General features: G+C 69.8%; 27 protein-coding genes. 16 read left to right on the top strand and 11 right to left on the bottom strand.

The window, feature by feature from the left end; translation table 11 throughout:
- Positions 1-82: 82 nt before the first annotated feature.
- Genes F8M74_RS12955 through F8M74_RS12945 form a run of 3 tightly spaced genes read right to left on the bottom strand, consistent with a single transcriptional unit; the run spans position 83 to position 3,690 of the window.
- Positions 83-1,300 carry a cyclic nucleotide-binding domain-containing protein gene (locus tag F8M74_RS12955; RefSeq protein WP_141255660.1) on the bottom strand — a complete coding sequence of 406 codons (1,218 nt, stop codon included), beginning with the start codon at positions 1,298-1,300 and terminating at the stop codon, positions 83-85.
- A 14-nt stretch (positions 1,301-1,314) separates the two neighbouring features.
- Positions 1,315-2,625 carry a cyclic nucleotide-binding domain-containing protein gene (locus F8M74_RS12950; RefSeq protein ID WP_141255659.1) on the bottom strand — a complete coding sequence of 437 codons (1,311 nt, stop codon included), beginning with the start codon at positions 2,623-2,625 and terminating at the stop codon, positions 1,315-1,317.
- Positions 2,626-2,649: 24 nt separating this feature from the next.
- On the bottom strand, positions 2,650-3,690 hold the full coding sequence (locus tag F8M74_RS12945; RefSeq protein WP_141255678.1) for an aldo/keto reductase: 1,041 nt from the start codon (positions 3,688-3,690) through the stop codon (positions 2,650-2,652).
- A 142-nt stretch (positions 3,691-3,832) separates the two neighbouring features.
- Here F8M74_RS12945 and F8M74_RS12940 point away from each other — a divergent pair, with 142 nt between their 5' ends.
- From F8M74_RS12940 to F8M74_RS12910, 7 genes are all read left to right on the top strand, one after another.
- Positions 3,833-5,167, top strand: coding sequence for a sialidase family protein (locus tag F8M74_RS12940; RefSeq protein WP_141255658.1), 1,335 nt, complete (start codon positions 3,833-3,835; stop codon positions 5,165-5,167).
- Between the two features lie 7 nt (positions 5,168-5,174).
- On the top strand, positions 5,175-5,783 hold the full coding sequence (locus tag F8M74_RS12935) for a hypothetical protein (protein WP_171410096.1): 609 nt from the start codon (positions 5,175-5,177) through the stop codon (positions 5,781-5,783).
- Complete coding sequence (locus F8M74_RS12930; RefSeq protein WP_141255656.1) at positions 5,780-7,033, top strand: YncE family protein; 1,254 nt, start codon at positions 5,780-5,782, stop codon at positions 7,031-7,033. Before F8M74_RS12935 ends, F8M74_RS12930 begins: the two co-directional genes overlap by 4 nt.
- On the top strand, positions 7,030-7,749 hold the full coding sequence (locus F8M74_RS12925) for a c-type cytochrome (RefSeq protein ID WP_141255655.1): 720 nt from the start codon (positions 7,030-7,032) through the stop codon (positions 7,747-7,749). Before F8M74_RS12930 ends, F8M74_RS12925 begins: the two co-directional genes overlap by 4 nt.
- 76 nt (positions 7,750-7,825) lie before the next feature.
- Complete coding sequence (locus F8M74_RS12920) at positions 7,826-9,127, top strand: DUF1444 family protein (protein WP_228559442.1); 1,302 nt, start codon at positions 7,826-7,828, stop codon at positions 9,125-9,127.
- Between the two features lie 17 nt (positions 9,128-9,144).
- Positions 9,145-9,639, top strand: a complete 495-nt coding sequence (locus F8M74_RS12915; protein WP_140800352.1) for an endonuclease V — start codon at positions 9,145-9,147, stop codon at positions 9,637-9,639.
- A gap of 118 nt (positions 9,640-9,757) precedes the next feature.
- Positions 9,758-10,705 carry a hypothetical protein gene (locus tag F8M74_RS12910; RefSeq protein WP_141255653.1) on the top strand — a complete coding sequence of 316 codons (948 nt, stop codon included), beginning with the start codon at positions 9,758-9,760 and terminating at the stop codon, positions 10,703-10,705.
- A gap of 26 nt (positions 10,706-10,731) precedes the next feature.
- Here F8M74_RS12910 and F8M74_RS38455 read toward each other — a convergent pair whose 3' ends face one another.
- The gene (locus F8M74_RS38455; RefSeq protein ID WP_255470639.1) at positions 10,732-10,860 is read right to left on the bottom strand and encodes a hypothetical protein; all 129 of its coding nucleotides are present in this window, start codon (positions 10,858-10,860) and stop codon (positions 10,732-10,734) included.
- A 390-nt stretch (positions 10,861-11,250) separates the two neighbouring features.
- On the opposite strand from F8M74_RS38455, the gene F8M74_RS12900 reads away from it, so the two are divergent.
- A complete protein-coding gene (locus F8M74_RS12900; protein ID WP_141255652.1) occupies positions 11,251-11,727 on the top strand; it encodes a DUF2203 domain-containing protein in 477 nt (158 codons plus the stop codon).
- Here the strand turns inward: F8M74_RS12900 and F8M74_RS12895 are convergent.
- The gene (locus F8M74_RS12895) at positions 11,720-12,349 is read right to left on the bottom strand and encodes a hypothetical protein (protein WP_228559445.1); all 630 of its coding nucleotides are present in this window, start codon (positions 12,347-12,349) and stop codon (positions 11,720-11,722) included. The genes F8M74_RS12900 and F8M74_RS12895 overlap by 8 nt on opposite strands.
- 213 nt (positions 12,350-12,562) lie before the next feature.
- Here F8M74_RS12895 and F8M74_RS12890 point away from each other — a divergent pair, with 213 nt between their 5' ends.
- Positions 12,563-13,483, top strand: a complete 921-nt coding sequence (locus F8M74_RS12890; protein ID WP_141255650.1) for an NmrA/HSCARG family protein — start codon at positions 12,563-12,565, stop codon at positions 13,481-13,483.
- Positions 13,484-13,514: 31 nt separating this feature from the next.
- On the opposite strand, the gene F8M74_RS12885 is transcribed toward F8M74_RS12890, so the two are convergent.
- Positions 13,515-13,808 (bottom strand): YgaP-like transmembrane domain, encoded by a 294-nt coding sequence (locus F8M74_RS12885; RefSeq protein WP_228559447.1) that lies wholly within the window; start codon positions 13,806-13,808, stop codon positions 13,515-13,517.
- Between the two features lie 280 nt (positions 13,809-14,088).
- Here F8M74_RS12885 and F8M74_RS12880 point away from each other — a divergent pair, with 280 nt between their 5' ends.
- Positions 14,089-14,253, top strand: coding sequence for a hypothetical protein (locus tag F8M74_RS12880; protein WP_228559449.1), 165 nt, complete (start codon positions 14,089-14,091; stop codon positions 14,251-14,253).
- Between the two features lie 4 nt (positions 14,254-14,257).
- Here the strand turns inward: F8M74_RS12880 and F8M74_RS12875 are convergent, their stop codons facing one another.
- Together F8M74_RS12875 and F8M74_RS12870 are read right to left on the bottom strand one after the other, a co-directional pair.
- Positions 14,258-15,646 (bottom strand): MFS transporter, encoded by a 1,389-nt coding sequence (locus tag F8M74_RS12875; protein WP_216619667.1) that lies wholly within the window; start codon positions 15,644-15,646, stop codon positions 14,258-14,260.
- Positions 15,643-16,605 (bottom strand): ornithine cyclodeaminase family protein, encoded by a 963-nt coding sequence (locus tag F8M74_RS12870; protein ID WP_141255649.1) that lies wholly within the window; start codon positions 16,603-16,605, stop codon positions 15,643-15,645. Before F8M74_RS12870 ends, F8M74_RS12875 begins: the two co-directional genes overlap by 4 nt.
- 231 nt (positions 16,606-16,836) lie before the next feature.
- Here F8M74_RS12870 and F8M74_RS12865 point away from each other — a divergent pair, with 231 nt between their 5' ends.
- The 3 genes from F8M74_RS12865 (at position 16,837) to F8M74_RS12855 (ending at position 20,808) form a co-directional block, all read left to right on the top strand.
- Positions 16,837-18,882 carry an ATP-binding protein gene (locus tag F8M74_RS12865; RefSeq protein WP_141255648.1) on the top strand — a complete coding sequence of 682 codons (2,046 nt, stop codon included), beginning with the start codon at positions 16,837-16,839 and terminating at the stop codon, positions 18,880-18,882.
- Positions 18,883-18,977: 95 nt separating this feature from the next.
- Entirely contained in the window at positions 18,978-19,634 is a 657-nt protein-coding gene (gene msrA / locus F8M74_RS12860; RefSeq protein ID WP_141255647.1) for a peptide-methionine (S)-S-oxide reductase MsrA, read from the top strand.
- A 370-nt stretch (positions 19,635-20,004) separates the two neighbouring features.
- A complete protein-coding gene (locus F8M74_RS12855; protein WP_141255646.1) occupies positions 20,005-20,808 on the top strand; it encodes a lectin ESA-2 in 804 nt (267 codons plus the stop codon).
- Between the two features lie 60 nt (positions 20,809-20,868).
- Here the strand turns inward: F8M74_RS12855 and F8M74_RS12850 are convergent, their stop codons facing one another.
- Positions 20,869-21,591 (bottom strand): YebC/PmpR family DNA-binding transcriptional regulator, encoded by a 723-nt coding sequence (locus F8M74_RS12850; protein ID WP_141255645.1) that lies wholly within the window; start codon positions 21,589-21,591, stop codon positions 20,869-20,871.
- 424 nt (positions 21,592-22,015) lie between these two features.
- Here F8M74_RS12850 and F8M74_RS12845 point away from each other — a divergent pair, with 424 nt between their 5' ends.
- A complete protein-coding gene (locus F8M74_RS12845) occupies positions 22,016-22,471 on the top strand; it encodes an HNH endonuclease (protein ID WP_163884416.1) in 456 nt (151 codons plus the stop codon).
- Positions 22,468-22,917 (top strand): DUF4265 domain-containing protein, encoded by a 450-nt coding sequence (locus F8M74_RS12840; RefSeq protein ID WP_141255643.1) that lies wholly within the window; start codon positions 22,468-22,470, stop codon positions 22,915-22,917. The genes F8M74_RS12845 and F8M74_RS12840 overlap by 4 nt, the downstream gene beginning before the upstream one ends.
- Here F8M74_RS12840 and F8M74_RS12835 read toward each other — a convergent pair.
- On the bottom strand, positions 22,914-23,297 hold the full coding sequence (locus F8M74_RS12835) for a DUF962 domain-containing protein (RefSeq protein WP_141255642.1): 384 nt from the start codon (positions 23,295-23,297) through the stop codon (positions 22,914-22,916). The two genes, F8M74_RS12840 and F8M74_RS12835, sit on opposite strands and share 4 nt — an antisense overlap.
- Positions 23,298-23,497: 200 nt before the next feature.
- On the opposite strand from F8M74_RS12835, the gene F8M74_RS12830 reads away from it, so the two are divergent.
- The gene (locus F8M74_RS12830; RefSeq protein ID WP_194858736.1) at positions 23,498-24,625 is read left to right on the top strand and encodes a hypothetical protein; all 1,128 of its coding nucleotides are present in this window, start codon (positions 23,498-23,500) and stop codon (positions 24,623-24,625) included.
- A 3-nt stretch (positions 24,626-24,628) separates the two neighbouring features.
- On the opposite strand, the gene F8M74_RS12825 is transcribed toward F8M74_RS12830, so the two are convergent.
- The gene (locus F8M74_RS12825; protein WP_141257064.1) at positions 24,629-24,982 is read right to left on the bottom strand and encodes a helix-turn-helix domain-containing protein; all 354 of its coding nucleotides are present in this window, start codon (positions 24,980-24,982) and stop codon (positions 24,629-24,631) included.
- Positions 24,983-25,045: the final 63 nt, after the last annotated feature.

Below are 25,045 nucleotides of genomic sequence, written 5' to 3'. Positions count from 1 at the left end.
TTCCGGCACCGTCCGGACCTCACCGCGCCCGGGTCTCCTCACGGAGGCCCGGGCGTTGTGTTTCCAGCGCCAGCCCTTCGCGTCATACGCGCAGGTCTCCGTCGTGCAACACCCGCCCGGAGGCCAGCGCCTGCGCCGTGCGCTGGAGCCGCTCCGTGCCCATGCGCATCAACTGGCCCTTGAGGCCTGGCTGACTGAGCAGGTGCTTCTGGAAGGCGTCGCGCTCCAGCCGCAGGACCACGCCCGCCACGTCCGCGCGCACCGTGGCGGACACCGGCTTGTCCAGCAGCAGGGAGATTTCACCGAAGACGTCGCCCTCGCGCAGCGCGGACAGCGCCACGCGCCGTCCATGAGGCTGCTCCAGCCACGGCGTGCAGCGCCCACGCAGCAGCACGTAGAAGGCGTCTCCCGTCTGGCCCTGCGTCATCAGCGCCTCGCCCGCGGCGAAGGAGCGCAGCTCGAAGTCGCGCGACACCGCGGCCTTCTGCGCGGGCGACAACTGATTGAAGAGCGGGTTGCTGCGCAGCAGGTTCTCCACCATCCGCCGCCGGTAGAAGGCGTCCACCACCGCCGTCACATCCGGGTGCCGCGCCGCCACCGCCTCCATGTGCTGGCGCGTGAGCTCCAGCAGCACCGCGCGCTCGGTGGCCACCACGGTGGCGAGCCTGGGCCCCTCGGAGATGAGCGCCAGCTCCCCGAAGAAGTCCCCGGGCGTCACGGTGCCCACGCTCCGCCGTTGGCCGTCCTCCAGCGCGCGCACCACGTCCGCGCGGCCCTCCACCAGGGCGAACATGGAGGCGCCCGGCGTCCCCTCCTCCACCACCGTCTGCCCCGGAAAGAAGGCGCGCACCTGGAGCACCTCGAGCAGCGCGACGAAGGTCTCCCGGCTCACCTGCGAGAGGATGGGCAGCCCGGTGGCGCCCTCCTCCGCGACATGCGCCCGGGTGGCCTCCACGGGCACCGCCGCGCCCGGCGGCAGGGCGAAGCGCTCCGCCAGCACGCGCGCGGTGCGCACGAGCGCGGCCTGGGGCGCGCCCAGCCGAGGCAAGGCCACGCACGCGGCCACCGCGCGCAGGGGCTGGCCCGCCTTCGTCCAAGCCAGCGCGGCCTCCTGGTACGCGGCGACAGCGTCCGCGGAACGGCCGAGCCACTCCAGCAGCTCCGCCACCTTCTGACGCACCTCCGCGTCGTCCGGCGCGTCCTTCACCACGCCCTGGTATTCCGCCAGGGCCTCCTCCAACCTGCCCTCGCTGGCGAGCTGGACGGCCCGCTGCCTGTCCGCGCCGTGCACGTGCGCCATGGCCGTCTCCCCTGCTATGCGCTGAGCGCGCGCACGCGCTCCGCGAGCTTTTCCGTGAAGAGGCGGAGGATGCGCAGCGCGGCCGCCTCGTGCGTGTCCAGGTAGTGCTGGAAGTCCACGCGCGTCACCCGCAGGGCCCGCACGTCCGTGCGCGCGCACACCTGCGCGGACGTGTCTCCGTCCAGGATGAGGGAGACTTCGCCGATGAAGGCTCCAGGCCCCAGCGTGTTGAGCAACCGGGCGCCGGGCGCCGGACCGACGAGCACGTCCACCGTCCCCTCCAACAGCACCAGCAGCCCCGAGCCGGGCGCGCCCTTCTCCAGCACCGTGGCCCCCTGCGCGAACTGCACCGGCCGCGCCAGCTGGTAGAGGTCCTTCATGTCCACCAGGGACAACTCGCCGAAGAGGGGAATGGCCTTGAGGTATTCGTAGCCGTCCGGCGGCGGCGGCAGTGGCGGCGCGCGGGCGGGCTCCACCGACGGACCGCCATTCAGGTTCAGGTGACGCAGCAGCCGCGTGTGCTCCGCCTGGAGCGCGATGTCACCCCGAAGCTCCGGCTCCTGGAGCGCATCCGCCAGCAGCACCAGCGCCCGCCACGACTCCCCCTGCGCGTCCAGCAGCGCGCTCATCCGCAGCACCGCCTCACGCCGCGCCACCGCGATGTCCGGAGACACGGCACGCAGGGACTCCAGCTCCGCGTGCGGGTTGCCCAGCTCGCGGTACACCGCAGCGGCCTCTATGGGACGGCGCAGCCGGGTGAGACAACGGGCCATGGCCTCGCGCGCCCGCAGCGACTCGTACAGCGACAGCGCCCGCTCCAGGGCGCCGCCGCGCTCGAAGGCCGCCGCCGCCCGGGCCGGTTCACCCGCGCGCAGCCACGCCTCCGCGGCCAGGAGCAGCGCACCCGCCTGCTCGTGGAGCTGTGCAACGTCGGCAGCGGCGCCATCCACCTCCAGCACCCGCGCGGCGCCAGCGAAGTCACGCGCCCGCCGCAGCACCGACACCAGTGTGGCGCGAGCGAACGCGGACGCACGCGAGGACTCCTCCAGCACGACGTCCCGCTGCGACGCCGCCAGGGCCTCATAGATGCGGACGGCCATGTCCACCGTCCCCTGCGCCACCGCCTCCCAGAAGGGCCGCGTGCCCGTACTGGCGGGCAGCTCGTCACCGTGTCCCGGCTCCACCGTGGAACGCGCCATGCCGTGAACTCCCCCAGGCACCCCTGGGCCCACCCCCTGGGCTCTCCACGTGCCGGACCAGGCGCCGTGCGTAGCAGACCCCATGAAGGGAGGCGAGCGTCCTCGCGAGGCAGACGTCTTCCACATGGAAGACGCCGCCCAAGGCCGCGTTCAGTCCACCTTCGTCGGGAATGGGTTGCGCTCGGCGAAGCCGAGCTGGTGCCAATACGGGTAGGTGGGCGTCACCGCGCTGGCCGCGTCGAGCCGGGCCACCTGGTCAGGGGTGAGGTTCCACCCCACCGCGCCCAGGTTCTGCCGGAGCTGCTCCTCGTTGCGCGCGCCGATGACGATGGTGGACACGGAGGGGCGCTGGAGCAGCCAGTTGATGGCGACCTGTGGCACCGTCTTCCCCGTCTCCGCGGCGACGGCATCGAGCGCGTCCACCACGCGGAAGAGGTACTCCTCGGAGAGAGGCGGCGCCCCCTGGGCGTTGAGCGAGGACTGCATGCGGGAGCCCTCGGGCCGGGGCTGTCCCCGGCGAATCCTTCCCGTCAGCCGTGCCCAGCCGAGCGGGCTCCACACGACGGTGCCCACCTTCTGGTCCAGGGCGAGGGGCATCAGCTCCCACTCGAACTCCCGGCTCACCAGCGAGTAGTAGGCCTGGTGCGCCACGTGCCGCGCGAGGCCGTACTTCTCCGAGGTGGCGAGCGACTTCATCAGGTGCCAGCCGGAGAAGTTCGACGCGCCGATGTAGCGAATCTTCCCGGCGCGCACGAGGTCGTCGAGCGCCCGCAGCGCCTCCTCGACGGGCGTGAGCGCGTCGAAGGCGTGCAGTTGGTAGAGGTCGATGTAGTCGGTGCCCAGCCGCTTCAGGCTGGCCTCCACCGCGCGGGTGATGTGGAAGCGCGAGGAGCCCACGTCGTTCGGTCCCTCCCCCGAGCGGAAGGTGCCCTTCGTGGAGAGGATGACCTTCTCCCGGCGGCCGGAGATGGCCTTGCCGAGAATCTCCTCCGCCAGGCCGCGCGAGTAGTTGTCCGCGCTGTCGAACATGTTCAGCCCGGCCTCCAGGCTGATGTCCACCAGACGCGTGGCCTCCTCGACCCCGCTGCTGCCCCACACCTTGAAGAAGTCCCCCTGGCCTCCAAAGGTTCCCGTCCCGAGCGTCAACACCGGAACCTTGAAGCCAGAGCCGCCGAGCTGCCGATATTCCATTCCCATAGAGGGGCCTCCTGGTAACGGGCGAGCCCCAGGCGCTCAATCGGAATGCGCGACCTGGGCAGCGATTCCCCCCGCTATGCTCCGGCGGGGCGAACGTTAACGTGGGGGCCGGCACGTTCTCCCGGAGTCCATTGGCATGAAGTCGCGCATCACGGTTGCCTTGAGCACCGTCGCTTCCCTCCTGGCCGTGCTGCCTGGAGCGGCGGCGCATGCCCACGCCGGCCTCCCGGAGACGTCCAACATCACCCTCCGCCGAGGCCACCCCCAGGACTTCTTCTCCGGGACGACGTTCGGCGCGGTCATCTCCCGCGACAGCGGCAAGACCTGGCGCTGGGTGTGTCCGGATGCCATGGGGTATGGCGGATGGCGCCCAGAGGCCTACCTCTGGCGGGAAACCGGCGACATCCTCGCCGCCACTGGCAGCGCCCTGCTGCACTCCCCGGACGAGGGCTGCTCCTGGCGCACGCATCCCTTCTTCAAGTCGACCTGGGTGACGGGGCTGGCGGCCCACCCCACCGATGACCGCGTCTTCCATGCCGTCACCGGACGGCCCGGTATCGCCAACGGCCTGTACCGCTCCGACGACGGCGGAGAGACGTGGACCGCCTCGCCGCTGCTGCGCACGGGGCTGGAGCTGAACGCGGTCCGCGTGTCCCCGGTGGACCCCCGCCGCCTCTATGTGTCGGGCGTCTCCAACAACCAGATGGTGGTGCTGCGCAGCGACGACGCGGGCGACACCTGGCAGGAGTTCCCGCATGCGCTCCCAGAGCTGCTGCGGCCCTACGCGCTGACCGTGGTGGCGGTGGACCCCGTCGCCGTGGACGTGGTGTGGGTGCGCGTCTCCGCGCAGGGCTACACGCACCTGTTGCGCAGCGATGACGGGGGCCGCACGCTGACGCAGGTGACCGTGTTGGATGACACGTTCATCAACATGGACCTGTCCTCCGATGGCGGCACCGCCTGGGTGGGCACCCTCAACTACTTCTTCATGGGCTCGAGCACCGGCCCGTTGGAGAAGCAACCCCTGCCCACCGGCAACGCGTGCGTGCTGCGCGACGGCGAGACGCTCTACGGCTGCGGCTCCACCTGGCTGCACGACTGGGCTCTGGCGCGCAGCACGGACCAGGGGCGCACCTGGGAACACATCTTCGCGCTGTACGAAATCCAGGGCACGCAGTTGTGCCCACGCGGAACCCCCGTGCGGGACCTCTGCCCGGCCCGCTGGCCGCAGCTCGCGGAGCAACTGGGCGCCCCGCTCTACCCGGATGGTGGCGTGGAGGAGCCGCCGCCGCCGGATGCGGGCACGCCCGACGCGGGCACCGCCGACGCGGGGCAACAGCCGCCCGAGCAGCGCCCACCCGAGCCGAAGTCCGGTGGCTGCGCCGCCGCGGCGGGCCCCGCCCTGCCCCTGCTGTTGCTGCTGTCCTCCCTCCTCCCGAGGCGCCGTGGCCCACGGCGTCCACATCGATAGGCTTCTGATGACACTCCCGATTCGAAAGTGGCGGTGGGCCCCCTGCGCGGCCGCGCTGCTGGTGCTGGGCACCGCCTGCGACGGCGAGGACGCGCCACGGAACGAAGCGTGCGGCGAACCGCTCTACGGCGGCGATGCCACCGATGAGGCGTGGCGCACCTTCGTCGACGCGCAAGGCCGGCCCACCGACAGCTCCCAGGCGGTGACGCTGGAGTCCCCCGTCCCGGGCCAGACCTATGCGATGGACGCGGCGCCGCCCACGTGGCGTTGGACGTCTCCGCTGGCCTCCCGGCTTCCATCGCGCGAGACGCCCCGCACCATGATGGCGTGGCTGGGCAACCTGCTGCTGCCGTCCGCCCAGGCGCATCTGCCGCCCGTCACCGGCGACCTCTACTGGGTGCAGGTCACCGTGCCCGGGCGGCGGTGTCCGGTGGAGTTGCTGACATCGAACATGGAGTGGCAGCTCGACGCGGCGACCTGGGACACGCTCCGTGCCGCCTCGGGTCAGGACCTCCGCGTCCAGGTGACCAGCGCCTACCTGGTCCAGAACCGGCTGCGTGAAGGTCCGTATCGCCTGGAGTCACCACGCACCATCCGCGTGGAGGATTCGCGATGAGCCACTGGACACCGTGGTGGATGCCCGCGCTGGCGCTGCTGATGGCCGGCTGTGATGAGAACTCGGCGCGGGTGGTGGGCGTGACGCCACCGGACGGGCTGGACTACGCGCACGAGGAGCCCTGGCGGGAAGGAACGTTCATTCCACCGCCGGGCCCCGGCGGACGCATCCTGGTCACCAACAGCTTGGATGACACCCTCAGCCTGGTGGAGCTGGCCACCGTGGGCACGCCGGACTTCCGCGAGCTGGCGCGCGTGCCAGTGGGGCTCAACCCGGTGGAGCTGGAGGGGCCGCACCACACCGCCGTGTCGCCCGCGGGGGACTTCTATTACGTCGGCATCTCCAACTACGTGCCAGGGGGTGGCTCGGGGCCGCATGGTGCCCACGGCACGGGCGCGGATGACGGTTACTGCCTGAAGCTGGACGCGCGCGACAACCGGCTCGTGGGCTCGGTGCGTGTGAACCCCAATCCCGGTGACGTCATCATCAGCGCGGATGGGAACACGCTGTACCAGACGCACTTCGACACGCTGAAGATTTCCGAGATGGCGCGCCAGAACCGCCCCTATTCGGACATGAACGCGAACCTGGCCATCATCGACGCGCGGACCATGACCCGGAAGGACATGGTGGAGGTGTGCCCGGCGCCTCACGCGGTGCGCCTGTCCGCGGACGAGCGCACGGCCTATATCGCCTGCTGGTCGGACGAGGTGGCCATCGTCGACCTCGCGGAGGCGAAACCCACGGTGACGCGGGTGAAGGTGGCGACGGACTCGGGCAGCCCGGTGGCGCCCCGGCACCAGCCCTACGCGCTGACACAATCCCCCACCACGGGCGAGGTCTGGGTCAGCTCCATGGCCAGCCGGCAGCTGCACGTGCTCAATCCCCAAACGCGCGCCATGATGCCCGAGCGCGCCGTGCCACCACTGCGCGGGCCCCCGATGTTCGGCGCCTTCACCTCGGACGGGCGCACGCTGTACATGCCCTACCAGTTGGTGGACGCACTGGCCGTCATCGACCCGGAGACGGGCAACGTGCTGCGCGAGGTGCAACTGGCGGACGCCGGCTGTCTCAACGTGCATCAAGTCACGCTGACACCCGACGAGCGCATCGGCCTGGTCGTCTGCGAAGGCGACCACGTGGGGCCGGGCACGTTGCACGCGGTGGACCTGACGGAAGGCACGGTGGTGGGCACGGTGGAGGTGGGCATCTTCCCGGACTCGGTGAGCATCCTGCGGGGGCAGCCATGAAGCGCGCGGCATGGGGTGTGGTGGCCCTGGCCCTGGCGCTGACCGGCTGCGACGACAGCGGCGATGGCCGCGTGCCGGCGGCGGAGTACGGCGAGGTGCTGTTCAACGACTCGCGGCTGTCGGAGAGCGGCTTCAACAGCTTCTCGTGCGCGACATGCCACGCGACGACGCCCACCGCGCCAGTGGGGCGGATGGACTCCGGCTACACGCTGTATGACTCGGCGTTCCGGGAGAGCTGGTGGGGCGGCTTCGAGACGCGCCTGCTGGACGCGGTGAACTTCTGCTACGTGAACTTCATGCGGGGTGTGACGCCGCTGCCGAAGGACTCGCCGCAGAGCCGGGCGCTGTACGAATACCTGGTGAGCATCAGCCCGAGCCCGTCCGCGCCGGCCCGTCCCTTCACGGTGGTGAAGGACATCCTCGAAGTCACGCGCGGTGACGTGACGCGCGGACAGCAGGTCTACGTGGAGGCCTGCCAGAGCTGCCACGGCGAGCCCCACACCGGCGCGGGCCGGTTGACCGAGCTGGCGTCGATTCTGCCGGAGGTGACGAACGACTACGACGCGCTGTTCCCCGGCGTGCCCAAGTCACTGGTCGTCATCGAGAAGGTGAGGCACGGCCAGTTCTTCGGTGTCGGGGGCAACATGCCGCTCTACAGCCTGGAGTCCCTGTCTGACGAGGACTTGGGCGCATTGCTGGCATTCCTGGCTTTGTGACGGGACCTGCGTGTTCCGGTGGAGCCCACGGGCCACCGGACATAACCTCGCCGCGGACACACACGTGGGAGCGAGAATGGGGTTCTGGGGCAGGCTTTTCGGGAGGAAGACACCAGCGGCCGGCGAGGTACCTCCCGGCCCCTCCAAGGCCTGGGCGGTGGAGCCGCGCGAAGCGCTGATGCGGCAGGTAGAGGCGCTGCTGCGCGCCGACCCGGCGGTGGAGAAGGTGGAGCGGCGCACGCAGGACTACGGCCTCGACATCACCCGCGCCGGAAGTGACGGCACCTTCTTCCTGGACAACCTCTTCGCGGACACGCGCGAGCTGCCGCCCGAGCAGCGCGTCCAACTCATCCAGCGCTACCTGCGCGCGCTGTGGCAGGAGTCGCCGGATTCGCTCCACTGGGAGCAGGCCCGCGAGTTGCTCTTGCCCGTGCTGCGCGCGTCCACCTTCGGCATGTCGCTGCAGAAGCCGGCGGAGGCGGACCGGGAGATGGTGGGGCGGCGGACACTGCCCTTCCTGCGCGAGCTGCTGGTGATGGACCTGCCGGAGTCCGCCATGTTCGTCCAGCGTCGGCACCTGGAGACCTGGGGCGTCACCGAGGACGAAGCCTTCACGGCGGCCCACGCGAACCTCGCCCGGCTCCCGGACGAAGGCGTGGAGCTCTACGACGAGGAGCACGGCCCGCTGTGGACGGTGGAGACGCGCGATACCTACGAGACGTCCCGGCTGCTGCGCCCGGGGTTCCTCGCGTCCTTCGCCGGTCGCGTGGAGGGCCGGCCCATCGCCATCCTCCCGGAGCGCTCCACGCTGCTCATCGGCGGCGACGCGCGTCCGGAGATGGTGGAACGGCTGAGCGAGAGCGCAGAGCGGGAGTACGCGGCTGCGTCCCGGTGCCTGACGCCCGCCCTGTACACGGTGGACGACGCGGGACGCGTGGTGCCCTACGTGCACCCCGGTCAGGACGTGCTGGCGAACCGGGTGCGGCTGGCCCACGTCCGCCTGGCGCTGGCGGAGTACAGCGCTCAGAAGGAGGAGCTCGACGCGCTTCATGAGGCGCAGGAGGTGGACCTGTTCGTCGCCAGCTACAGCGCGACGGCGCGCAAGCGGGACGAGTTCCCCATCTCCTGGTGTGTCTGGTCGCACGACGTGGACGCCCTGCTGCCGGAGGCGGACATGGTCGCCGTGCGTCCCGCGGCGGAAGGTGATGAGTTCTTCACCGTGCCGTGGCGGGAGGTGCAGCGCATCGCGGGCAGTTGTTTGACGCCAGTGCCAGAGCTGTGGCCGCCGCGCTACCGCACCACGGAAACACCGTCCCTGGAGATGGTGAAGCAACTTCGCGCCGCGCAGGTCACCTTCGAGGACTTCCAGTCGCCCTGAGTCAGGAGGACAGCACGATGCTCGCTTGCGTGGACGTGGACTACCGCCCCGAACTCACCGTGGCTGCGTGCGTGCTGTTCCGAAATTGGGCGGATGCGAACGAGGCCTCGCACCTGGTGGAGCATGGGCCCGCCGCCGAGCCCTACGAGCCCGGGCAGTTCTACCGCCGTGAGCTGCCGCACCTACTCCGGGTGCTGGCGCGGGTGGAGGTGCCACTGGAGGCCATCATCGTGGATGGCTATGTGTGGCTCGGCGAGGACCGGCCCGGCCTGGGGGCGCACCTGTACGAAGCGCTCAACCGAGAGGTGCCCGTCATTGGCGTGGCGAAGACGGCCTATGTCACCACGGGGCCCTCTGTGCCCGTGCTGAGGGGGAAGAGCCTGCGGCCGCTGTTCGTCGGAGCGGCGGGCATGGACGCGGCCACGGCGGCGGAGCACATCCGGCGAATGCATGGGGCATCTCGCACGCCCACGATGCTGAACCGGGTGGACCGGCTCTGCCGCATGTCCTGAGCGGGGCGGCGGCGAAGCTAAACCCCCGACATTTTCGAACAGCGACCTCCGCCTCTCCGCCCGGGGAGCGACCATCCTCCTGGAATCCTCGCGCCGGGAGGCTTACCTTTGGCGGTGGATGCCCTCGCCCCCGACCTCACAGCTGGGCTTGTTCGACACGGCGGCGCCCGAGCGCGCGGACGTGGAGACGGAGTCGCGCGCCAGCACCAGCGTGCAGCGCAGGCTTCCGGCGCGTGAGGAAGCGCGGCCACTGGCGGCGGAGCGGCCTGTAAGCACTGGCGTGGAGGACCGGCGTCCCGTGCATGAGCGTGAGGAAGCGTTGCCACTGGCGACGGAGCAGCGCGCGAGCAGCGTGCCGGAAAGCCGACTCCCCGCGCGCGAGGAAGCCCTGCCGCTGGCGGCGGACCTGGCACGGCGGTTGTCTTCGATTCTTGGCTTGCCGGTTCACCTACGGCTCACGGACAACCGAGCCACTCTGGTGAGCTTCCGCCGGGGTGAGGAGGGGCTGCGGCTGCGCATCCACCACCTCTTCCTGGAAGCGCCGGACGCGGTGGTGCAGGCCATGGCGGCGTATGCGGGCCGAGCGGATGCGCAGGCAGGCGAGGTGCTGGAGTCCTACGCGCACGAGCGCAACGAGCGGGTCCGCCGGGAGCGGCGGCCGGGGAAGCCGCTGCGCACTCGGGGCCGCTGCTTCGACTTGCAAGCCGTCTTCGCCCGGCTCAACGCGAGTTGGTTCGATGGCCGGGTGCAAGTGGACGTGGGGTGGGCGCGCAAGCCGGCCGGCACGAAGCGGCGCAGCATCCACGTGGGCGGCTACGACGCGCGGTTGAGGGAGATTCGAATCCATCCAGCGCTGGACCGGCCGCATGTGCCCGCGTTCGTGGTGGACTACCTCGTCTTCCACGCGATGTTGCACGCGGACCTCGACGACGGCACGAGCAACGAGGGGCGCTGTGCGCCCGAGCACACGCCGGCCTTCCGCGAGCGCGAAGCCCTGTTCCCGTTGCGTGACACAGCCCAGCGCTGGCTGGGCGACAATCACGCATCCCTGCTGCGCGGCCGATAGCGAGGAGGCGGCTCGCGCGGGCCACGCTACTTCTGCACGGAGAGGATGAGCCACGTGGTCGTATCCACCGCGTAGACGATGGGAACGTCCGACAGGGGCGGTCCTTCCATGTCGCGGCAGGCGTCCGGCCGGGCTGAGAAGCTGACGAAGACCACGGCATTCGCCCCAGGAACAGTTGTCACGTCGTAAGACTGGCGCTGGGAGGCACAAACCTCCGTGGGAGTAGCGCCTCGACGCGGCTGTGCGCCCAGCGGGAGAAAGTCTTCCATGGCGAACGCGACGGCAGCGGCAATCGCTCCTGGCAAGACGTGCTGCCCATCGGTGGGAAGCACAACGGGAAATCGGTAGCGAGCCGCTTCTTCGGGCGGCGCCTTCGCGGGCCGAGGCGTCCGCGACAACACACAGCCCGAAAGCAACATCAGGCAGAGCGGAACGAATAGCCAACATCCAATCTGCGACCCTACGAACCTTGACCGCATTCCCATACACATATGACACCCATAGATAGCGCCAGTTTGTCCACGCGTGACACAACCCAGCGCTGAATGGGCGACACGCTGACGTCCCCCGCGCGCCGGGACAGTAGCGGGCGCATGCCCTATCGATGCATGCTCGGGGGAATGCGTTACTTCAGCGTGGAAGAAGCCAATCGGCTGGTGCCGCTGTTGACGCGCACCTTCGAGCGGGTCCGCCCGTGGGTGGAGCGTGCCCAGCAGCTCGCGGATGAGCTGGGCGCCGCGCCCAGCCCCAACGACCCGAGCCTGGCCTCCCTGCGCGACGAGCGCGACACCCTCCTCGAGCGCATCCGCGGCGAGCTCCTCCAACTCCAGGAGATGGGCCTGGAAATCAAGGGCGCGGACGGCCTCGTGGACTTCCGCGCGCACCGGAGCGGCGAGCAGGTCTACCTGTGCTGGCGCTTCGGAGACCCCGCCGTCTCCCACTGGCACGCCCTGCTCGACGGCTTCTCGGGACGGCGCCCCATCGAAAGCCCGGACGACTTCGCCCCCACGTACCTCAGCTAGCCGCCCCGCCGCCGAAGCTCTTCTGCAACAGCGACATCTTGTTCCGCGCCGACAACAACTGCTGACGCAGTGAGTCCGCCTGCCGGGCCACGTCGAGGAACGCCTGTTCCTCCGCGGCCTGTGCCAGAGAATGGGCCTCGTCCGCGACCAGGGACATTCGCTCCTGAAGCGCCTGGAAGGTCCCCGCCAGCGCGGCGTTCTCCTCCGGCGTCTTCGCCGCCTGCCGCTGCTGCGCGAACTGCTGCATCTGCACGTTCAGCTCGCCCGCGTTCTGTCCCAGGGCGCCGTAGCGCACGAGCAGGTCCTTGAAGACCTCGGTGCGCCGCTGGAGCTCCTGCGCACGCAGGTGGATGGCCTCAGCTTGCGCCTGCTGCCGATCTCTCACCTTCGAGATGGCCCCCACCAGCGCTGTCACCCGCCCCCGGAGCTGCTCATCCAGGTCCGCCAGCCCCTGCAGCATCGCCGACGCGCGCTCCAGGTGCTTCTCGGATTGAAGTGGCGCCTTCTCGAGCTGCTCGGCCTGGGACTCGAAGCGCGCCAACTCCGCGCCGAGTTCCCGGGCGGCCGCCACCAGCTCGGAGTCCTGAAGCTTGTCACGCTTGCTCATCGTGGGCAGGACCATGACATTTCCAAAAAGAAGGCGCCGCCCCCAAGCAGGCACCGAGCGCCCCAAAGCGTCTTCGGAACGACGCGGTAGCGCGGCAGACGCCCAGGCCGCCTGCTGGCCCGGCCGCCCGGCAACCCCTGTCCGTGAGGCTCGATGCCCCCACGGTGTGCTCGCCAGCGGCGTCCGTCATCCCCAACTTCCGAACATCTGACGTCACGAGGTGCACACATGCCCATGGGTTTCTCACGCTCCGTGCTCGTTACCGGCGCCACTGGCCAGCAGGGGGGTGCCGTCGCGCGGAAGCTCTTGCAGCGCGGCCACCGCGTCACCGCCTTCATCCACCACCCGGACTCCCCCACCGCCCGCGAGCTCGAGTCGCTCGGCGCCGAGCTGGTCGTCGGGGACTACGACGACCTGGACTCCATCGCCCAAGCGGCCCAGGACATGGACACCATGTTCGCCACCGCCACGCCCTTTGGCCCGGGCGGCGTGCAGGCGGAGGTCCGCCACGGGAAGAACCTGGCGGATGCGGCCCGGCTCGCGCGCGTACAGCACTACGTCTACTCGTCGGTGGCCGGAGCGGACCGCCTGACGGGCATCCCCCACTTCGACAGCAAGCACCGCATCGAGATGCACGTGCGCAGCAGCGGCCTGCCCTACACCATCCTCGGGCCCACCTTCTTCATGGAGAACTTCACCAGCGGCATGTTCGAAGAGGGGTTGAAGGCGGGCGTGCTCGCCATGGGCCTGTCGCCCACGCGCGGCCTGCAGATGGTGGCCCTGGAGAACCTCGCTGCCTTCTCCGTCCGCGTCATGGAGGAGCCGGAGCGCTTCGAGGAACAACGCATCGAGGTGGCCTCCGACGAGGTGACGGGCCAGCAGGCCGCCGGGCTGCTGTCCATGGTGAGCGGCCACCGCATCCACTACGAGCAGCTTCCGCTGGACTACATCCGCGAGCGCAGCGAGGACCTGGCCGCCATGTACGAGTGGCTGGACCGCAAGGGCTACCAGGCGGACGTCCTCACGCTGCGGCACCGCTTCCCGGAGGTCCGTTGGCACACCTTCGAGGACTGGGCGCGCGGACAGGACTGGAGCGCCCTGACTTCTCCCGCGTGGCCCCATGCCGCCGCGGAGCCCGTCTCCCCATGAGCCCCCAAGGCCCGACGCCGCGGGCCTTTGCTCAGTGAAGCGTCGGCGAGACGTCCCGCATGGACGCGCGAGGGAAGCCCTCCAACAACGACGCCTCGTCGGACACACCCAGCTCGCGCCGCAGCGTCGGGCCGTCCATGGGCAGACCGAAGAGCGCCGCCGTGGGCACCCAGTCCAGGGCCGCGGCCACCAGGGGACCCAGGCCCACGAGCGCCACCGCCGCGCCTCGCGACGTCCCTGCCGCCAGTCCGCCCACCACCATCCCAGCGCCCGTCACGATGCGGAGCCACCGCCCCGGCCGCGACGCCAAGAAACCAACGACCATATGCACCTCCCAGGGGCGAAGATGGCCACATCCTGGCGGGCGGCCACCCGGGCCAGAGCCCCGCACGGGTGGAACGCCGGGCAGCCAGGCAGGCACCCACGGGCGCCCTGACCGGGCGCCTGCTCGCCGTGCGTCTCACGCGGGCTTCACCGGTGCGGCGCCCCGCCTGTCCGCTGCCGGCTTGCGGGGTGAAAGCCAGCTTTCGCGCACGGGGCTCCACGGACCGCCCTGGGGGAGGCAACCATGTTCAGTCGTTCGGAAATCCGGACGCATCGTCGAGATGACGGGGGATGAACTCATCGTGGAGAAGGGCCTCATCCGCCGGCAGGACTTCGCGGTGTCCCTGGCGGACGTGCGTGAAGTCGTGGGCGGAGAAGTCGTGCTCAACCACGGGCGGGACAGCCTCTTCTCCGCGCCCCGGGAAATCCCGCCCACGAAGCACTGACGGCTCAGACGCCGCGGCTCGCGTCCGGCGCGCCCTCCGGGGCAGCGGCGGCCTCCGGTGCACCGTCGCCGCGCCATCCGGCACGCGCCTCCGCCTCGCGGGCCGCGCGTCGCCCCGCGGCCACGTCCACGCGGGACAGCACCGCCGCGCCCGACACGAAGAAGAAGAGCAGGGACAGCACCGCCTGCCGGCTGGAGCCCGTCAGCTCCACCGTGGCCGCGAACACCAGCGGGCCCGCCACCGCGGTGACCTTCTCGAAGACGCTGAAGAGGCCGAAGAACTCCGCCGCCCTGTCCCGGGGCACCATCTGCGCGAAGAGCGAACGGCTCAAGGCCTGACTGCCGCCCTGCACCATGCCCACCAGCAACGCGAGCGCGAAGAAGTGCACCGGCGTGCGCATGAAGTAGCCCAGGAACGTCACCCCCACGTACACCGACAGGGCGAACATCAGCGCGCGCTTCACCCCCACCCGCCCCGCGGCCCGGCCGAACAGCACCGCGCACGGCACACCCACCACCTGCGTCATCAGCAACGCACCAATCAGCGCGCCCCGGCCAATGCCCAACTCCGTCCCGTACAGCGTGGACAAGCGGATGATGGTGCCGATGCCGTCGCTGTAGAGCAGATAGGCCACCAGCAGCAGGAAGGCCTGACGGTGCTGGCGCAGCCCGCCCAGCGTGCCCGCCAGTTGCGTGAAGATGCCGCGCAGGGACAGCGGGGGACGTTGGATGGACACGTCCGGTTTCGGCTCGGGGATGCGCCGGAAGAGGGGCACCGAGAAGAGGGCCCACCACACCGCCACGGAGGCGAAGGCCACGCGCGAGGCGGCCCCCGCGTCCGCCAGTCCGAACCACTGGGGCTTCATCAGCAGCACCAGTTGCGCGGCCAGCAGCAGACCGCCGCCCAGGTAGCCCAGCGCGTAGCCCGCGGTGGACACACGGTCCAGTTCGTCGTCCCGGGCGATGTGCCGCAAGAGCGCGTCCGCGAAGACGATGCTGCCCGTCACGCCCACGTTGCCCAGACCGAAGAGCAGCAGGCCCCATTCCCAGTCACCCGGGCCCACCGTGGCCAGCGCCAGCGTGGACACCATGCCCAGGCCCGCGAAGATGCCCAGCATGTGCTTGATGCGTCCGGCCCGGTCGCTCAGCGCCCCCAGGACCGGTGACAGCACCGCCACCACGCTCAGCGCCACCGCGGTGGCGGTGGCGAAGCGGCTGGTGGCGACCTCTCGCGGCAGTCCCTGCGCCGCCACGGAGGCGTAGTAGAGCGGGAACACCACCGTGACGACGGTGGTGATGAAGGCTGAGTTCGCCCAGTCGTACATCGCCCACGCGCGCAGCGTAGGCCGCGTCAGGCCGATGCGCGACAGGAGCCCCAGCACCCTGTGCCTCATGCGTCGAAGTCCACCCCGCTCACGGCGTCGTCGCCCTGGGCCGACTGGTAGACGTGCCAGGCCGCCGCCAGGTCCTGGAAGGGCAGTCCCACCGCCGCGAAGACGGTGACGTCCTCCTCGGACGTGCGCCCGGACTTCAGGCCGGCCAGCACCTCGCCCAGATCCGCGTGGATGGACTCCTCACCCAGCCCCACCGCGCCCGCGGCGCCGGTGGACACCGCCAGGCCCCGGTGGTCGACGACGAACCGGGACTGACGGAGCAGCTCCGCGGACAGCTCGGCCTTGCCCGGCTCGTCCGCGCCCAGCGCGATGATGTGCGTGCCCGGCCGCACCATGCCGGGGTGCAGGAAGGGGTGACGGCTCCACGTCGCCGTCACGATGATGTCCGCGTCGGAGACGGCCTCCTCCATGGACTCCGCCATCCGCACCGGCAGGTTCAACTCCTGGTACATGCGCGTGGCGAAGGCGAGCGAGCGCTCCGGCGCCGTGTCGAACACCCGCACATGCGTCAGCGAGCGCACCAGCCGCAACGACTTGAGCTGCAACACCGCCTGCCGGCCCGCGCCGATGAGCGCCACCCGGCTCGCGTCCGGCCGCGCCAGCACGTCCGCCGACAGCGCGCCCACCACGCCCGTGCGCACCGCCGTCAGGTGGCCGGCGTCCATCACCGCCATCACCTCGCCGGTAGCAACGTCGTGCAGGTGCACCACGCCTCGAATCGCCGGCGACTGGCCGGGGAACTTCGCGTGCACCTTCACGGAGTAGGCGGGGATGGAGGGCAGGCTGCCGGGGAACAGCACCAGGGCGGTGCCCTCGGCATGGAGGGGGGCCCGGGCGCGCTGCGGTGCCACGGTGCGTGCCAGGGCGTCGGTGCGGAAGGCCTCTCGCATGTCCTCCAGCAAGAGAGGAGCCTGCAGGTTGCGGGAGACGTCGGAGCGGGTCAGCAGGAGCGTGCGCATCTTGCAGACACCCTAACCGAGCCCGTGCGGGCCCACAGCTCCACAGCGCACGGACACGGTGGCAAGCGCCCGAAGTTGGACGTCCGAGCGGACAGTGCGCCGCCGTGCCGCCCGGGGTGGCGTCCACCGGGCCCCCATCCAGCGACGGTGGGACGAGGCACGCAGGCGCCATCGTCCCCAGAATGGAAGTGAACGGCGGAGTGGGCGGCCCAGGGCCTCGGGAGGCCGGTGATGCTGGAGACAGAGTCACGCACAGCGGGCGACAAGGAGGCCTCCGGGGCTCGGACGCTCAAGACGGCGGAGTTCCTGCGCGCCCACCAGGCGGAGGTGCTGGAGGACTGGCAGCGGGCCATGCGAACGTTTCACGTGGGGCACGTGGCGCAGCCTTCGTGGCTGCTGGACCACATGCCCCAGTTGCTCAACATGCTCGCGGACCTCATCGACCACGGCCCGGACGAAATCCTCACCACGGTGCCGGACGAGCACGCGATGTCCCGGCTGGACGCCGGCTTCGACCTGGGCCAGGTGGCGTCCGAGTACGCGCTCCTGCGCAAGTGCATCCTCCACAGGATGGAAGCCGAAGCGGCCTACCCCGCGCCGGGCGAGTTGGAGCGGATGGAGGACTCGCTGGACCGGATTGTCACCCGGACGGTGACGTCCTTCTCCCAGGGGCGGCAGCGCATCCTCCAGGCACTGGACCGGATGACGCAGGCCACGCTGGACAGCCCTTCCATGGCCAGCCTCCCCTCGCGACTGCTCACCGTCCTGGTGGAGTCCGCGCTCTCGGTCGACTCGGCGGCGTTGGTGCTGGTGGAAGGCGACGCGCTGGTGGTGCGCGCCGCGGTGGGCCTGGGCGCGGACGAGGCGCTCGGCGTGTCGCTGGAGCGGGAGGAAGGATTCGTGGGCGAGGTGCTCCGCCAGCGACAGCCCCTGACGCTGCGCTCAGCGTCCACGGACCCTCGCGTGGCGCTGCCCACGCTGAAGCAGGAAGGGTTGCGCGCCGTGTACGGCGTGCCCCTGCTGGATGGCGACCAACTCCTGGGCATGGCGTACATGAGCTCGCGCACCGCCTTCGTCTTCTCCGAGCCGGACACCCTCTTGTTCCGGACCATGGCGCAGCGAGCCACCGCTCACCTGGTGCAGGCCCGGCTCCGGACCCGCGAGCGCCAGGCCCACGCGGACGCCCAGCGCTCGCTGGCGCAACTGGACGCGCTGCTGGCCTCCACCCCGATGGGCATCGCCCTGCTGGACCGGGAGTTGCGCTTCGTGCGCATCAACCAGGCCATGGCGGACATCGATGGCCACTCGCCGGAAGCCCACCTGGGCCGCCGCTTCCAGGAGATGGCCCCCGTGACGGCCGTGGGCACGTTCGAGCCCATGTTCCGCCGCATGATTGAGACAGGTGAACCCGTGGACGCCGTCGAGTTCACCATCCCTGGAGATGCCCGGACCTTCCAGGCCAGCTTCCACCCGGTCCGCACGCCCGACCAAGGGGTGCTGGGCTTGAGCTGCACGGTGGTGGATGTCTCCCACCACAAGCGGGCCGAGGCCGTGCTCCAGCGGGCGGTGGACTTCCGGGAACAACTCATGGCGGTGTTGGGACACGACCTGCGCAACCCGCTCAACGCCATCAGCGCCTCGGCCTTCCAATTGACGCGGGCCGAGGACCTGGCGCCACCCGAGCGCCGCGCCGTGGACCGCATCCGCAAGGCCACCGCGCGCATGGGGCGCATGATTACGGACATCCTCGACTTCGCCCGCACCCGCCTGGGCGGGGGGCTTCCAGTGGCCCGCCAGCCCATGGACTTCGTGGAGGTATGCCAGGCGACGCTGGAAGAGCTCCGGGTCAGCGCCCCGGAGCGCTCGCTGGTGTTCGAGGCGAGCGGAGACACCCGAGGGAACTGGGACCCGGACCGCGTGTCACAGGTGCTGGGCAACCTGGTGGCCAACGCCCTCCAGCATGGCCAGGAAGACAGACCGGTGTGTGTCACGGTGCGCGGAGAGGCGAGTGAGGTGGTGCTGAAGGTCCACAACACCGGCGAGCCGATTGCGTCCGAGCTGATGCCGCGCCTGTTCGACCCGTTCAAGAACATGCCCGCAACCGCGCCACTACAGGACGCCGCGAGGAAGAAACGCAGCCTGGGCCTGGGGCTCTACATCGTCAGCCAGATTGTCGGCGCACACGGGGGGCACGTGGAGGTCCGCTCCAACCGGGACCAGGGCACCACCTTCACCGTCCACTGGCCCCGCACCGTCACGACGCACGGGGGCGCATGAAGCAGCGCGGCAGGCGGGACGGCCTGCCACCCTCTGCCTGCACGCCTGCCCCTTCTGGGGGTGAATCGCGCACGCCAGGCCGCTATGCCTGGGGCATGTTCTTCAATCCGACCAAGAAGCTGAGGATTCCGACCCCGGAGGAAGCACTGCCGGGCCGCTCGGACGTGATGCCCGTCCCGGAGAAGCACGAGGTGCTGGGCACGCCCATCAAGGGCGCCGTGCCGGAAGGCCTGGAGGAGGTCTACTTCGGCCTGGGATGTTTCTGGGGCGCGGAGCGGAAGTTCTACCAGACGCCTGGCGTGCACAGCACGGCGGTGGGATACGCCGGAGGCCTGACGCCCAACCCTACCTACCGCGAGGTGTGCAGCGGTCTCACCGGACACAACGAGGTCGTCCGCGTCGTCTTCGACCCGAAGAAGGTGTCCTTCGAGCAGCTCCTGCGCGTCTTCTGGGAGAGCCATGACCCGACGCAGGGCATGCGCCAGGGCAACGATGTGGGCACGCAGTACCGCTCCGGCATCTACTTCACCAACGAAGCCCAGCAGCGCGCCGCCGTGGCGAGCCGTGACGCGTACCAGAAGGCGCTGGCGGCCCGGGGCTTCGACGCCATCACCACCGAGTTACTCCCCGCTCCGCCCTTCTATTTCGCCGAGGACTACCACCAGCAGTACCTGGAGAAGAACCCGGGTGGCTACTGCGGACTGGGCGGCACCGGCGTGAGCTGCCCGGTGGGCGTGGGCGTCAACGCCTGAAGCCGGACGCCGACGGGCGCGGGCGCGTGTGGGGACTCCATGCGCCCGCCTTTCCGGCTCACCAAGGTGTCAAATGACACCCCGGTGTCTGCCGTGACATGGGCAGTGGCCACCCAGCCCTGCGAGGCATCGCCCAAGAGTCCTAGCAGCCAATACATACACAGCCCGCGCCCTACCCAACGCGTCTGCGTCTGCGCTGAACGCAAACAAAGACAAACACTCCAACCCCGCAAGCACCTCACAGAGGAGGAATTCCCTCTCGCGACGAATGGCACGCCATCTGCTCCGAGGCCGCGCGGAGCCGCCGACCCCCGTCCAGGCTCCAGCCCGCAGTTGCGTCAGTCCAACCTCGACTCAAAGGACGTCACGAATGGCTGCGTATCTCGTTCAGAATCAGTGGGGTGGTTCGCAAGCGACCTGGAACCCTGGTGGGCTCTGGCTCATCGGTGCCCGGGACAAGCAGAACGTGGTGGCCCTCGACATCAAGTCCGACGACGGCGGTAAGACTCTGAAGGGCACCATGACGTACAACGGCGAAGGCCCCATTGGCTTCCGCGGCACGCTGTCCAGCGCCAACAACTACACGGTGGAGAACCAGTGGGGTGGCACCTCCGCGCCCTGGCAGCCCGGCGGCATGTGGGTGCTCGGCGCCCGGGACAAGCAGAACATCGTGGCCGTCAGCATCAAGTCCAACGACGGAGGCAAGACACTCACCGGAACCACGACCTACAACGGAGAGGGCCCCATCGGATTCAAGAGCGAGGCGACTGACGGCGACAGCTACTCGGTGGAGAACCAGTGGGGCGGAAGCGCCGCGCCCTGGCATTCCGGCGGGGTCTGGGTGCTGGGCACTCGCGGCAAACAGAACGTCATCAACGTCGACGCGAAGTCCAACGACGGAGGCAAGACGCTCTCGGGCACCATGACGTACAACGGCGAGGGCCCCATTGGCTTCCGGGGCACGTTGACCTCGCCGGACACCTACACCGTGGAGAACCAGTGGGGCGGCAGCACCGCGCCCTGGAACCCGGGTGGCTTCTGGATGATTGGCGCCCGCAACGGCCAGAACGTCGTCGCCCTCAACGTCGCGTCCAGCGACGGCGGCAAGACGCTGGCCGGCACCATGGTCTACAACGGCGAGGGGCCCATCGGCTTCCGCGCCAGGCTCGGCTGACGCCCGCCTGAGACCACGGCTGGACCGGCCCTGATTCGAGGGCCGGCCCGGCCTCCTGCCTCACGCCAGGTTGTGGAACACGCGCTGGACGTCGTCGTCCTGCTCCAGCGCGTCCACGAGCTCCAGCACCTCGGTGGCCTTGTCCTCGGGCAGCTCGATGGGGTTCAGCGCCACGTACTCGGAGTCAGCCGAGACGGGCACCAGGCCCTTGGCCTCGATGGCGGCCTGGAGCTGGCCGAAATCGGCGAAGGCGGAACGGATGATGATCTGCTTCTCGCCCTTCTCCCCCACGCCCTCGCCCATCTCCTGGAGGCCGTGGTCGATGAGCTCCAGCTCCAGCGAGTCCTGGTCCAACCCCTCCGGGTTCAATCGGAACACGCCCATGCGCTGGAACATGAAGGCCACGCTGCCCGTGGTGCCCAGGTTCCCGCTGTGCTTGTTGAAGTGCATGCGCACGTTGGCCACGGTGCGCACGACGTTGTCCGTCGCCGTCTCCACCAGCAGCGCGATGCCATGAGGCGCGTAGCCTTCGTAGAGCACGATTTCGTAGTCGGTCGCCGACTGGCCGCTCGCGCGTTTGATGGCCGCGTCGACCTTGTCCTTCGGCATGTTCGCGGCGCGGGCGTTCTGGAGCACCCGGCGCAGCGTGGAGTTCGAATCGGGATTGGGCCCACCCGCCTTCACCGCGATGGCGATGTCCTTGCTGATCCGCGTGAACACCTTCGCCATCTTGTTCCAGCGGGCCATCATCGTGGCCTTGCGTGTCTCGAAAATGCGTCCCATGGCAGGGATGTATAGGTCGGCCACGTTCCGCGTGGCTACTCCCTGTAGCCCCCCGGGGCGCGGATGTTGACCAGGACAAGCCGCCCGGGCGCCGGCCTGCCCCCCCCCAGCGCCCCGCGCGTCACACCTTCGCGGGCTTCTCCAGGACGAGCCCGAAGTGCGTGTAACAGGTCGGGTGCAGGTCCATGATGTTCTCGAAGTGGAAGACGCGAGACTGAAGTCCCGCCGCATGCGCGGGCGCCAGGACGCGCTCCTTCAGGGTGACGGCGTCGTAGAAGCGGCCGTTCCGCGCTCCCCGGGGCGGGGCACTCCGGGGTCATCACCACCCACTCGCGCGAGTGGCCGCGAGAGACAGAGGCGGTGCGCGCAACTGCCTTGGGCCCATGCATTGAAACCAAAGCCTTGCACATGGGATTGTCTTTCAATGCACAATCTCTATCTACTCCTTCTCGCGATCGCCGTCGCCACTCCATCCACGATGGATGTCCCCACGGCCCCGTCGCCCTTTCAATCCGCTCCCCTCCTCGAGTCCGTCATTCCTGACGGGCAGACGGGGCTCGCGGGCAAGGAGAAAGACAAAGACAAGGACAAGAAGGACCGGTCCGGAAAGGCCTTCACGAAGCGGCAGAAAGAAGTCGTGAAGGAACGGAACGCCAAGGAGAATGACGGCAAGATCCGCTGTGTGAATTGCGACGTCGAGACGGTCCCTGGCAAGCGGCACCAGAAGGGCGTGACGCCTCCGTCGAACGAGGCCCATGTCGACCACAAGCGCGCCAAGTCGAAGGGCGGCGCAGGCGATGTGGACAATGGACAGGTTCTCTGCCGGAAGTGCAACCTCAAGAAGGGCAACAAGCACTCTTGCGACGGGAAGTCGAAATGAGCACCGCGAAGCGTGATGACCGGGTCAAGGTCATCTTCGAGCTGGAGAAGGACGAGGACGACTACCCCCCCGCGGACTCCGAGGGACTCTGGGCGCGTCCCCTGGGGAAGGGGTTGTTCCAGCTCGACAACGTCCCCTTCTTCGCGAAGGGCGTTGCCTGCGAAGACGTCGTCTCGGCCAAGGACGTGGATGGAGAGCTTCGGTTCCAGAAGGTCGTCCGTCCTTCGGGCCATGCCACCCTGCGCCTCATCGTCTACGACGAGGACGAGGTGCCCTCCGTCAAGGCGCTCCTGGAGAAGCACGGCTGCGCTGTCGAGCGGAGCCATGTCCCCGGGCTCATCTCCGTGGACGTTCCGCCCACGGTCCCTCTCGACTCCTTGAAGCCGCTCCTCGACGAAGGTGAAGACGAAGAGCGTTGGGGCTACGAGGAGGCGTGTCTGCCCTAGCGGGCCTGCTGCGTCGCGGGCACCGCGCGGGCCACTTCACCCGAGCCCACGCCGCCCTCCCGGGCACGCTCCAGGTGGGGGGCCAGCCGTCCAATGGCCATCAGCCCCGCCATGCGGAAGTCGGAGATGAACGACCAGAGCGGGTACTTGAACGACGCCGGCTTGTTCCGCTCGATGACGAAGTGGCTGAACCACGCGAAGCCGTAGGCGGCGACGAGCGCGGCCGGAACCAGCGCGCCGCGGCCCGTGGCGACGGCCGTCACGCCCAGTCCCAGTCCCAGGGAGGTGCCCGTGAAGTGAAGCCAGCGCGTGGACGGCAGCGCGTGCTCCCGCAGGTAGAACGGCCAGAACTCGGCATAGGTCTCGATGCGGTCGGACATGGTGGGAAGTTAGGGCCCCAGGGCGCCCTCCCGTCAACCCGGCTCGACGCAGAGCGTGTAGGCATGGACAGGCAAGGGTACTCCCCGCACACCCACCAGCCGGGCAGGCCGTCCAGCATCCGTCATGTTTTCCAGTCCGGTGCCGCCCTCCTGGGCCCGGGCCTGCCGGAGTCCTCCAGGTCATGAAAGACTCTGGAGCCATGACGGAGTGGATGCCCAAGCCGAACCCCTCGGTCGACCTGCGGACGCTGGCCCTCAGCCCAGAGGAGGGCTTCGTGCTCTCCCGCCTGGACGGCGCCACCCCGGCCCGGAACCTGCCCGCACTGACGGGCCTGCCCCCCGAGCGGCTGCGGACCATCCTCTCCCGGCTCGTCACCCAAGGCGCGCTGCTGCCCACGCCCACCGCGAGCCCGGCGGCACCTGTCGCCGCTCCGCCAGTGGCCTTCGAGCCCCAGCGACAGACGTCCCCCGCGCCCCCCGAGCCCGAAGCAGACCTCCCCGTGCTCGACCTGACGCCGCTGGACGCCGCGCCCGAAGCAGACCTCCCCGTGCTCGACCTGACGCCGTTGGACGCCGAGCCCACCCCCGACACCGCTCCGGACGCCGAGGACGAGCCCGAAGCCGCCCTGGGCAACTACCGCCAGCTCTTCGAACTGCGGCTGCACCCGCTCCCCGAGGACCAGCGCATCGCCCATGCCCACGCGGCGGAGGACCCCATCCTCTCCGCGCTGTGCTTCGACCCGATTCCCGCCGTCATCAAGGCCGTGTTCGAAAACGCGCGCACGGGTCTGCCCCATGCGCGGCTCGTAGCGCGCTACCACCGCAACCCCGTCGGCCTGGAGGCACTGTGCGCCCGGGCGGCCTTCGCGGCGGACACAGGGGTGCGCCGCTGGCTCGTGCGCAACCCGCAGCTCCCCGCCAGCCTCTTCCGGCGGCTGTGGAGCGCACGCCGGCTCATGGAGCTGCACAAGGTGGGCAATGACCGCGACGTGCCGGAGTCCACACGGCGCGCGGCGCGCGAGGTGCTCCGTCAGCGCTTCGCCAGCGGTCCCGCGGAGGAGAAGGTGGAGCTCATCCTCAACACGGAAGGCCGCGCCCTGGCGGCGCTCATCGGCCTGCCGGTGGATGGCAAGACGGCGTCGCTGCTGTGCGGACGCACCTACCGCTCGCCCATGCTCATCCAGAACATCGCCCGCTGGAGCGCGGCCCCGCCGGCCCTCATCGCGCACTTGCTGAAGCAGGAAGCGGTGCGGCGTCAGCCTCAATTGCGCATGCTGCTGGCCCGCCACCCCAACGCCCCAGCGGACGCGAAGCGCGGCGGCGCCTGAACCTCACGCGGACTTGCGCTTGCGAGCGGCGGAGGCGGGCTTCACGTCCACCCAGCGCTCCGCCCACCGCCCCAGCTCATCCACGACCTTCCACAGCGCCTGTCCCTTCTCCGTGAGCTGGTACGCCACGCGGATGGGAGGCCCCGCGTCCACGTGACGCGACACCACACCCTCCGCCTCCAGTTCCTTGAGCCGCTCCGACAGGACGCGCTCGCTGATGCTGCCAATCTCGTCCGTCAGCTCGCCGAAGCGCCGGGGCCCCGCGAGAAGGATGCGCAGGATGAGGCCCGTCCAGCGCTTCCCCATCAGCTCGCTGGCCTTCTCGAATCGCGCACACCGTGTCAGCGGATGCTCCATTGGCGCCTCCTCCCCTGAATATAGCGAGCCGCCCTGCCACCGGCACGGAAACCCCAAGTTACT

The sequence above is a fragment of the Myxococcus sp. CA023 genome (genome assembly GCF_010998615.1).
Classification (GTDB): domain Bacteria; phylum Myxococcota; class Myxococcia; order Myxococcales; family Myxococcaceae; genus Myxococcus.
This window is presented reverse-complemented; position numbering and strand designations above follow the sequence as displayed.

Excerpts from the sequence above, each read along its gene's own strand:
- F8M74_RS12895 (WP_228559445.1), bottom strand. The coding sequence starts at position 12,349 with ATGGTCCTGCCCACGATGAGCAAGCGTGACAAGCTTCAGGACTCCGAG.
- F8M74_RS12825 (WP_141257064.1), bottom strand. The coding sequence starts at position 24,982 with ATGGAGCATCCGCTGACACGGTGTGCGCGATTCGAGAAGGCCAGCGAG.
- F8M74_RS12865 (WP_141255648.1), top strand. The coding sequence starts at position 16,837 with ATGCTGGAGACAGAGTCACGCACAGCGGGCGACAAGGAGGCCTCCGGG.
- F8M74_RS12915 (WP_140800352.1), top strand. The coding sequence starts at position 9,145 with ATGCTCGCTTGCGTGGACGTGGACTACCGCCCCGAACTCACCGTGGCT.
- F8M74_RS12950 (WP_141255659.1), bottom strand. The coding sequence starts at position 2,625 with ATGTGGAAGACGTCTGCCTCGCGAGGACGCTCGCCTCCCTTCATGGGG.
- F8M74_RS12920 (WP_228559442.1), top strand. The coding sequence starts at position 7,826 with ATGGGGTTCTGGGGCAGGCTTTTCGGGAGGAAGACACCAGCGGCCGGC.
- F8M74_RS12935 (WP_171410096.1), top strand. The coding sequence starts at position 5,175 with ATGACACTCCCGATTCGAAAGTGGCGGTGGGCCCCCTGCGCGGCCGCG.
- F8M74_RS12845 (WP_163884416.1), top strand. The coding sequence starts at position 22,016 with ATGCACAATCTCTATCTACTCCTTCTCGCGATCGCCGTCGCCACTCCA.
- F8M74_RS12885 (WP_228559447.1), bottom strand. The coding sequence starts at position 13,808 with ATGGTCGTTGGTTTCTTGGCGTCGCGGCCGGGGCGGTGGCTCCGCATC.
- F8M74_RS12940 (WP_141255658.1), top strand. The coding sequence starts at position 3,833 with ATGAAGTCGCGCATCACGGTTGCCTTGAGCACCGTCGCTTCCCTCCTG.
- F8M74_RS12925 (WP_141255655.1), top strand. The coding sequence starts at position 7,030 with ATGAAGCGCGCGGCATGGGGTGTGGTGGCCCTGGCCCTGGCGCTGACC.
- F8M74_RS12890 (WP_141255650.1), top strand. The coding sequence starts at position 12,563 with ATGCCCATGGGTTTCTCACGCTCCGTGCTCGTTACCGGCGCCACTGGC.
- F8M74_RS12955 (WP_141255660.1), bottom strand. The coding sequence starts at position 1,300 with ATGGCGCACGTGCACGGCGCGGACAGGCAGCGGGCCGTCCAGCTCGCC.
- F8M74_RS12930 (WP_141255656.1), top strand. The coding sequence starts at position 5,780 with ATGAGCCACTGGACACCGTGGTGGATGCCCGCGCTGGCGCTGCTGATG.
- F8M74_RS12840 (WP_141255643.1), top strand. The coding sequence starts at position 22,468 with ATGAGCACCGCGAAGCGTGATGACCGGGTCAAGGTCATCTTCGAGCTG.
- msrA (WP_141255647.1), top strand. The coding sequence starts at position 18,978 with ATGTTCTTCAATCCGACCAAGAAGCTGAGGATTCCGACCCCGGAGGAA.
- F8M74_RS12830 (WP_194858736.1), top strand. The coding sequence starts at position 23,498 with ATGACGGAGTGGATGCCCAAGCCGAACCCCTCGGTCGACCTGCGGACG.
- F8M74_RS12870 (WP_141255649.1), bottom strand. The coding sequence starts at position 16,605 with ATGCGCACGCTCCTGCTGACCCGCTCCGACGTCTCCCGCAACCTGCAG.
- F8M74_RS12835 (WP_141255642.1), bottom strand. The coding sequence starts at position 23,297 with ATGTCCGACCGCATCGAGACCTATGCCGAGTTCTGGCCGTTCTACCTG.
- F8M74_RS12910 (WP_141255653.1), top strand. The coding sequence starts at position 9,758 with ATGCCCTCGCCCCCGACCTCACAGCTGGGCTTGTTCGACACGGCGGCG.
- F8M74_RS12945 (WP_141255678.1), bottom strand. The coding sequence starts at position 3,690 with ATGGAATATCGGCAGCTCGGCGGCTCTGGCTTCAAGGTTCCGGTGTTG.
- F8M74_RS12875 (WP_216619667.1), bottom strand. The coding sequence starts at position 15,646 with ATGAGGCACAGGGTGCTGGGGCTCCTGTCGCGCATCGGCCTGACGCGG.
- F8M74_RS12855 (WP_141255646.1), top strand. The coding sequence starts at position 20,005 with ATGGCTGCGTATCTCGTTCAGAATCAGTGGGGTGGTTCGCAAGCGACC.
- F8M74_RS12880 (WP_228559449.1), top strand. The coding sequence starts at position 14,089 with ATGACGGGGGATGAACTCATCGTGGAGAAGGGCCTCATCCGCCGGCAG.
- F8M74_RS12900 (WP_141255652.1), top strand. The coding sequence starts at position 11,251 with ATGGGCGACACGCTGACGTCCCCCGCGCGCCGGGACAGTAGCGGGCGC.
- F8M74_RS12850 (WP_141255645.1), bottom strand. The coding sequence starts at position 21,591 with ATGGGACGCATTTTCGAGACACGCAAGGCCACGATGATGGCCCGCTGG.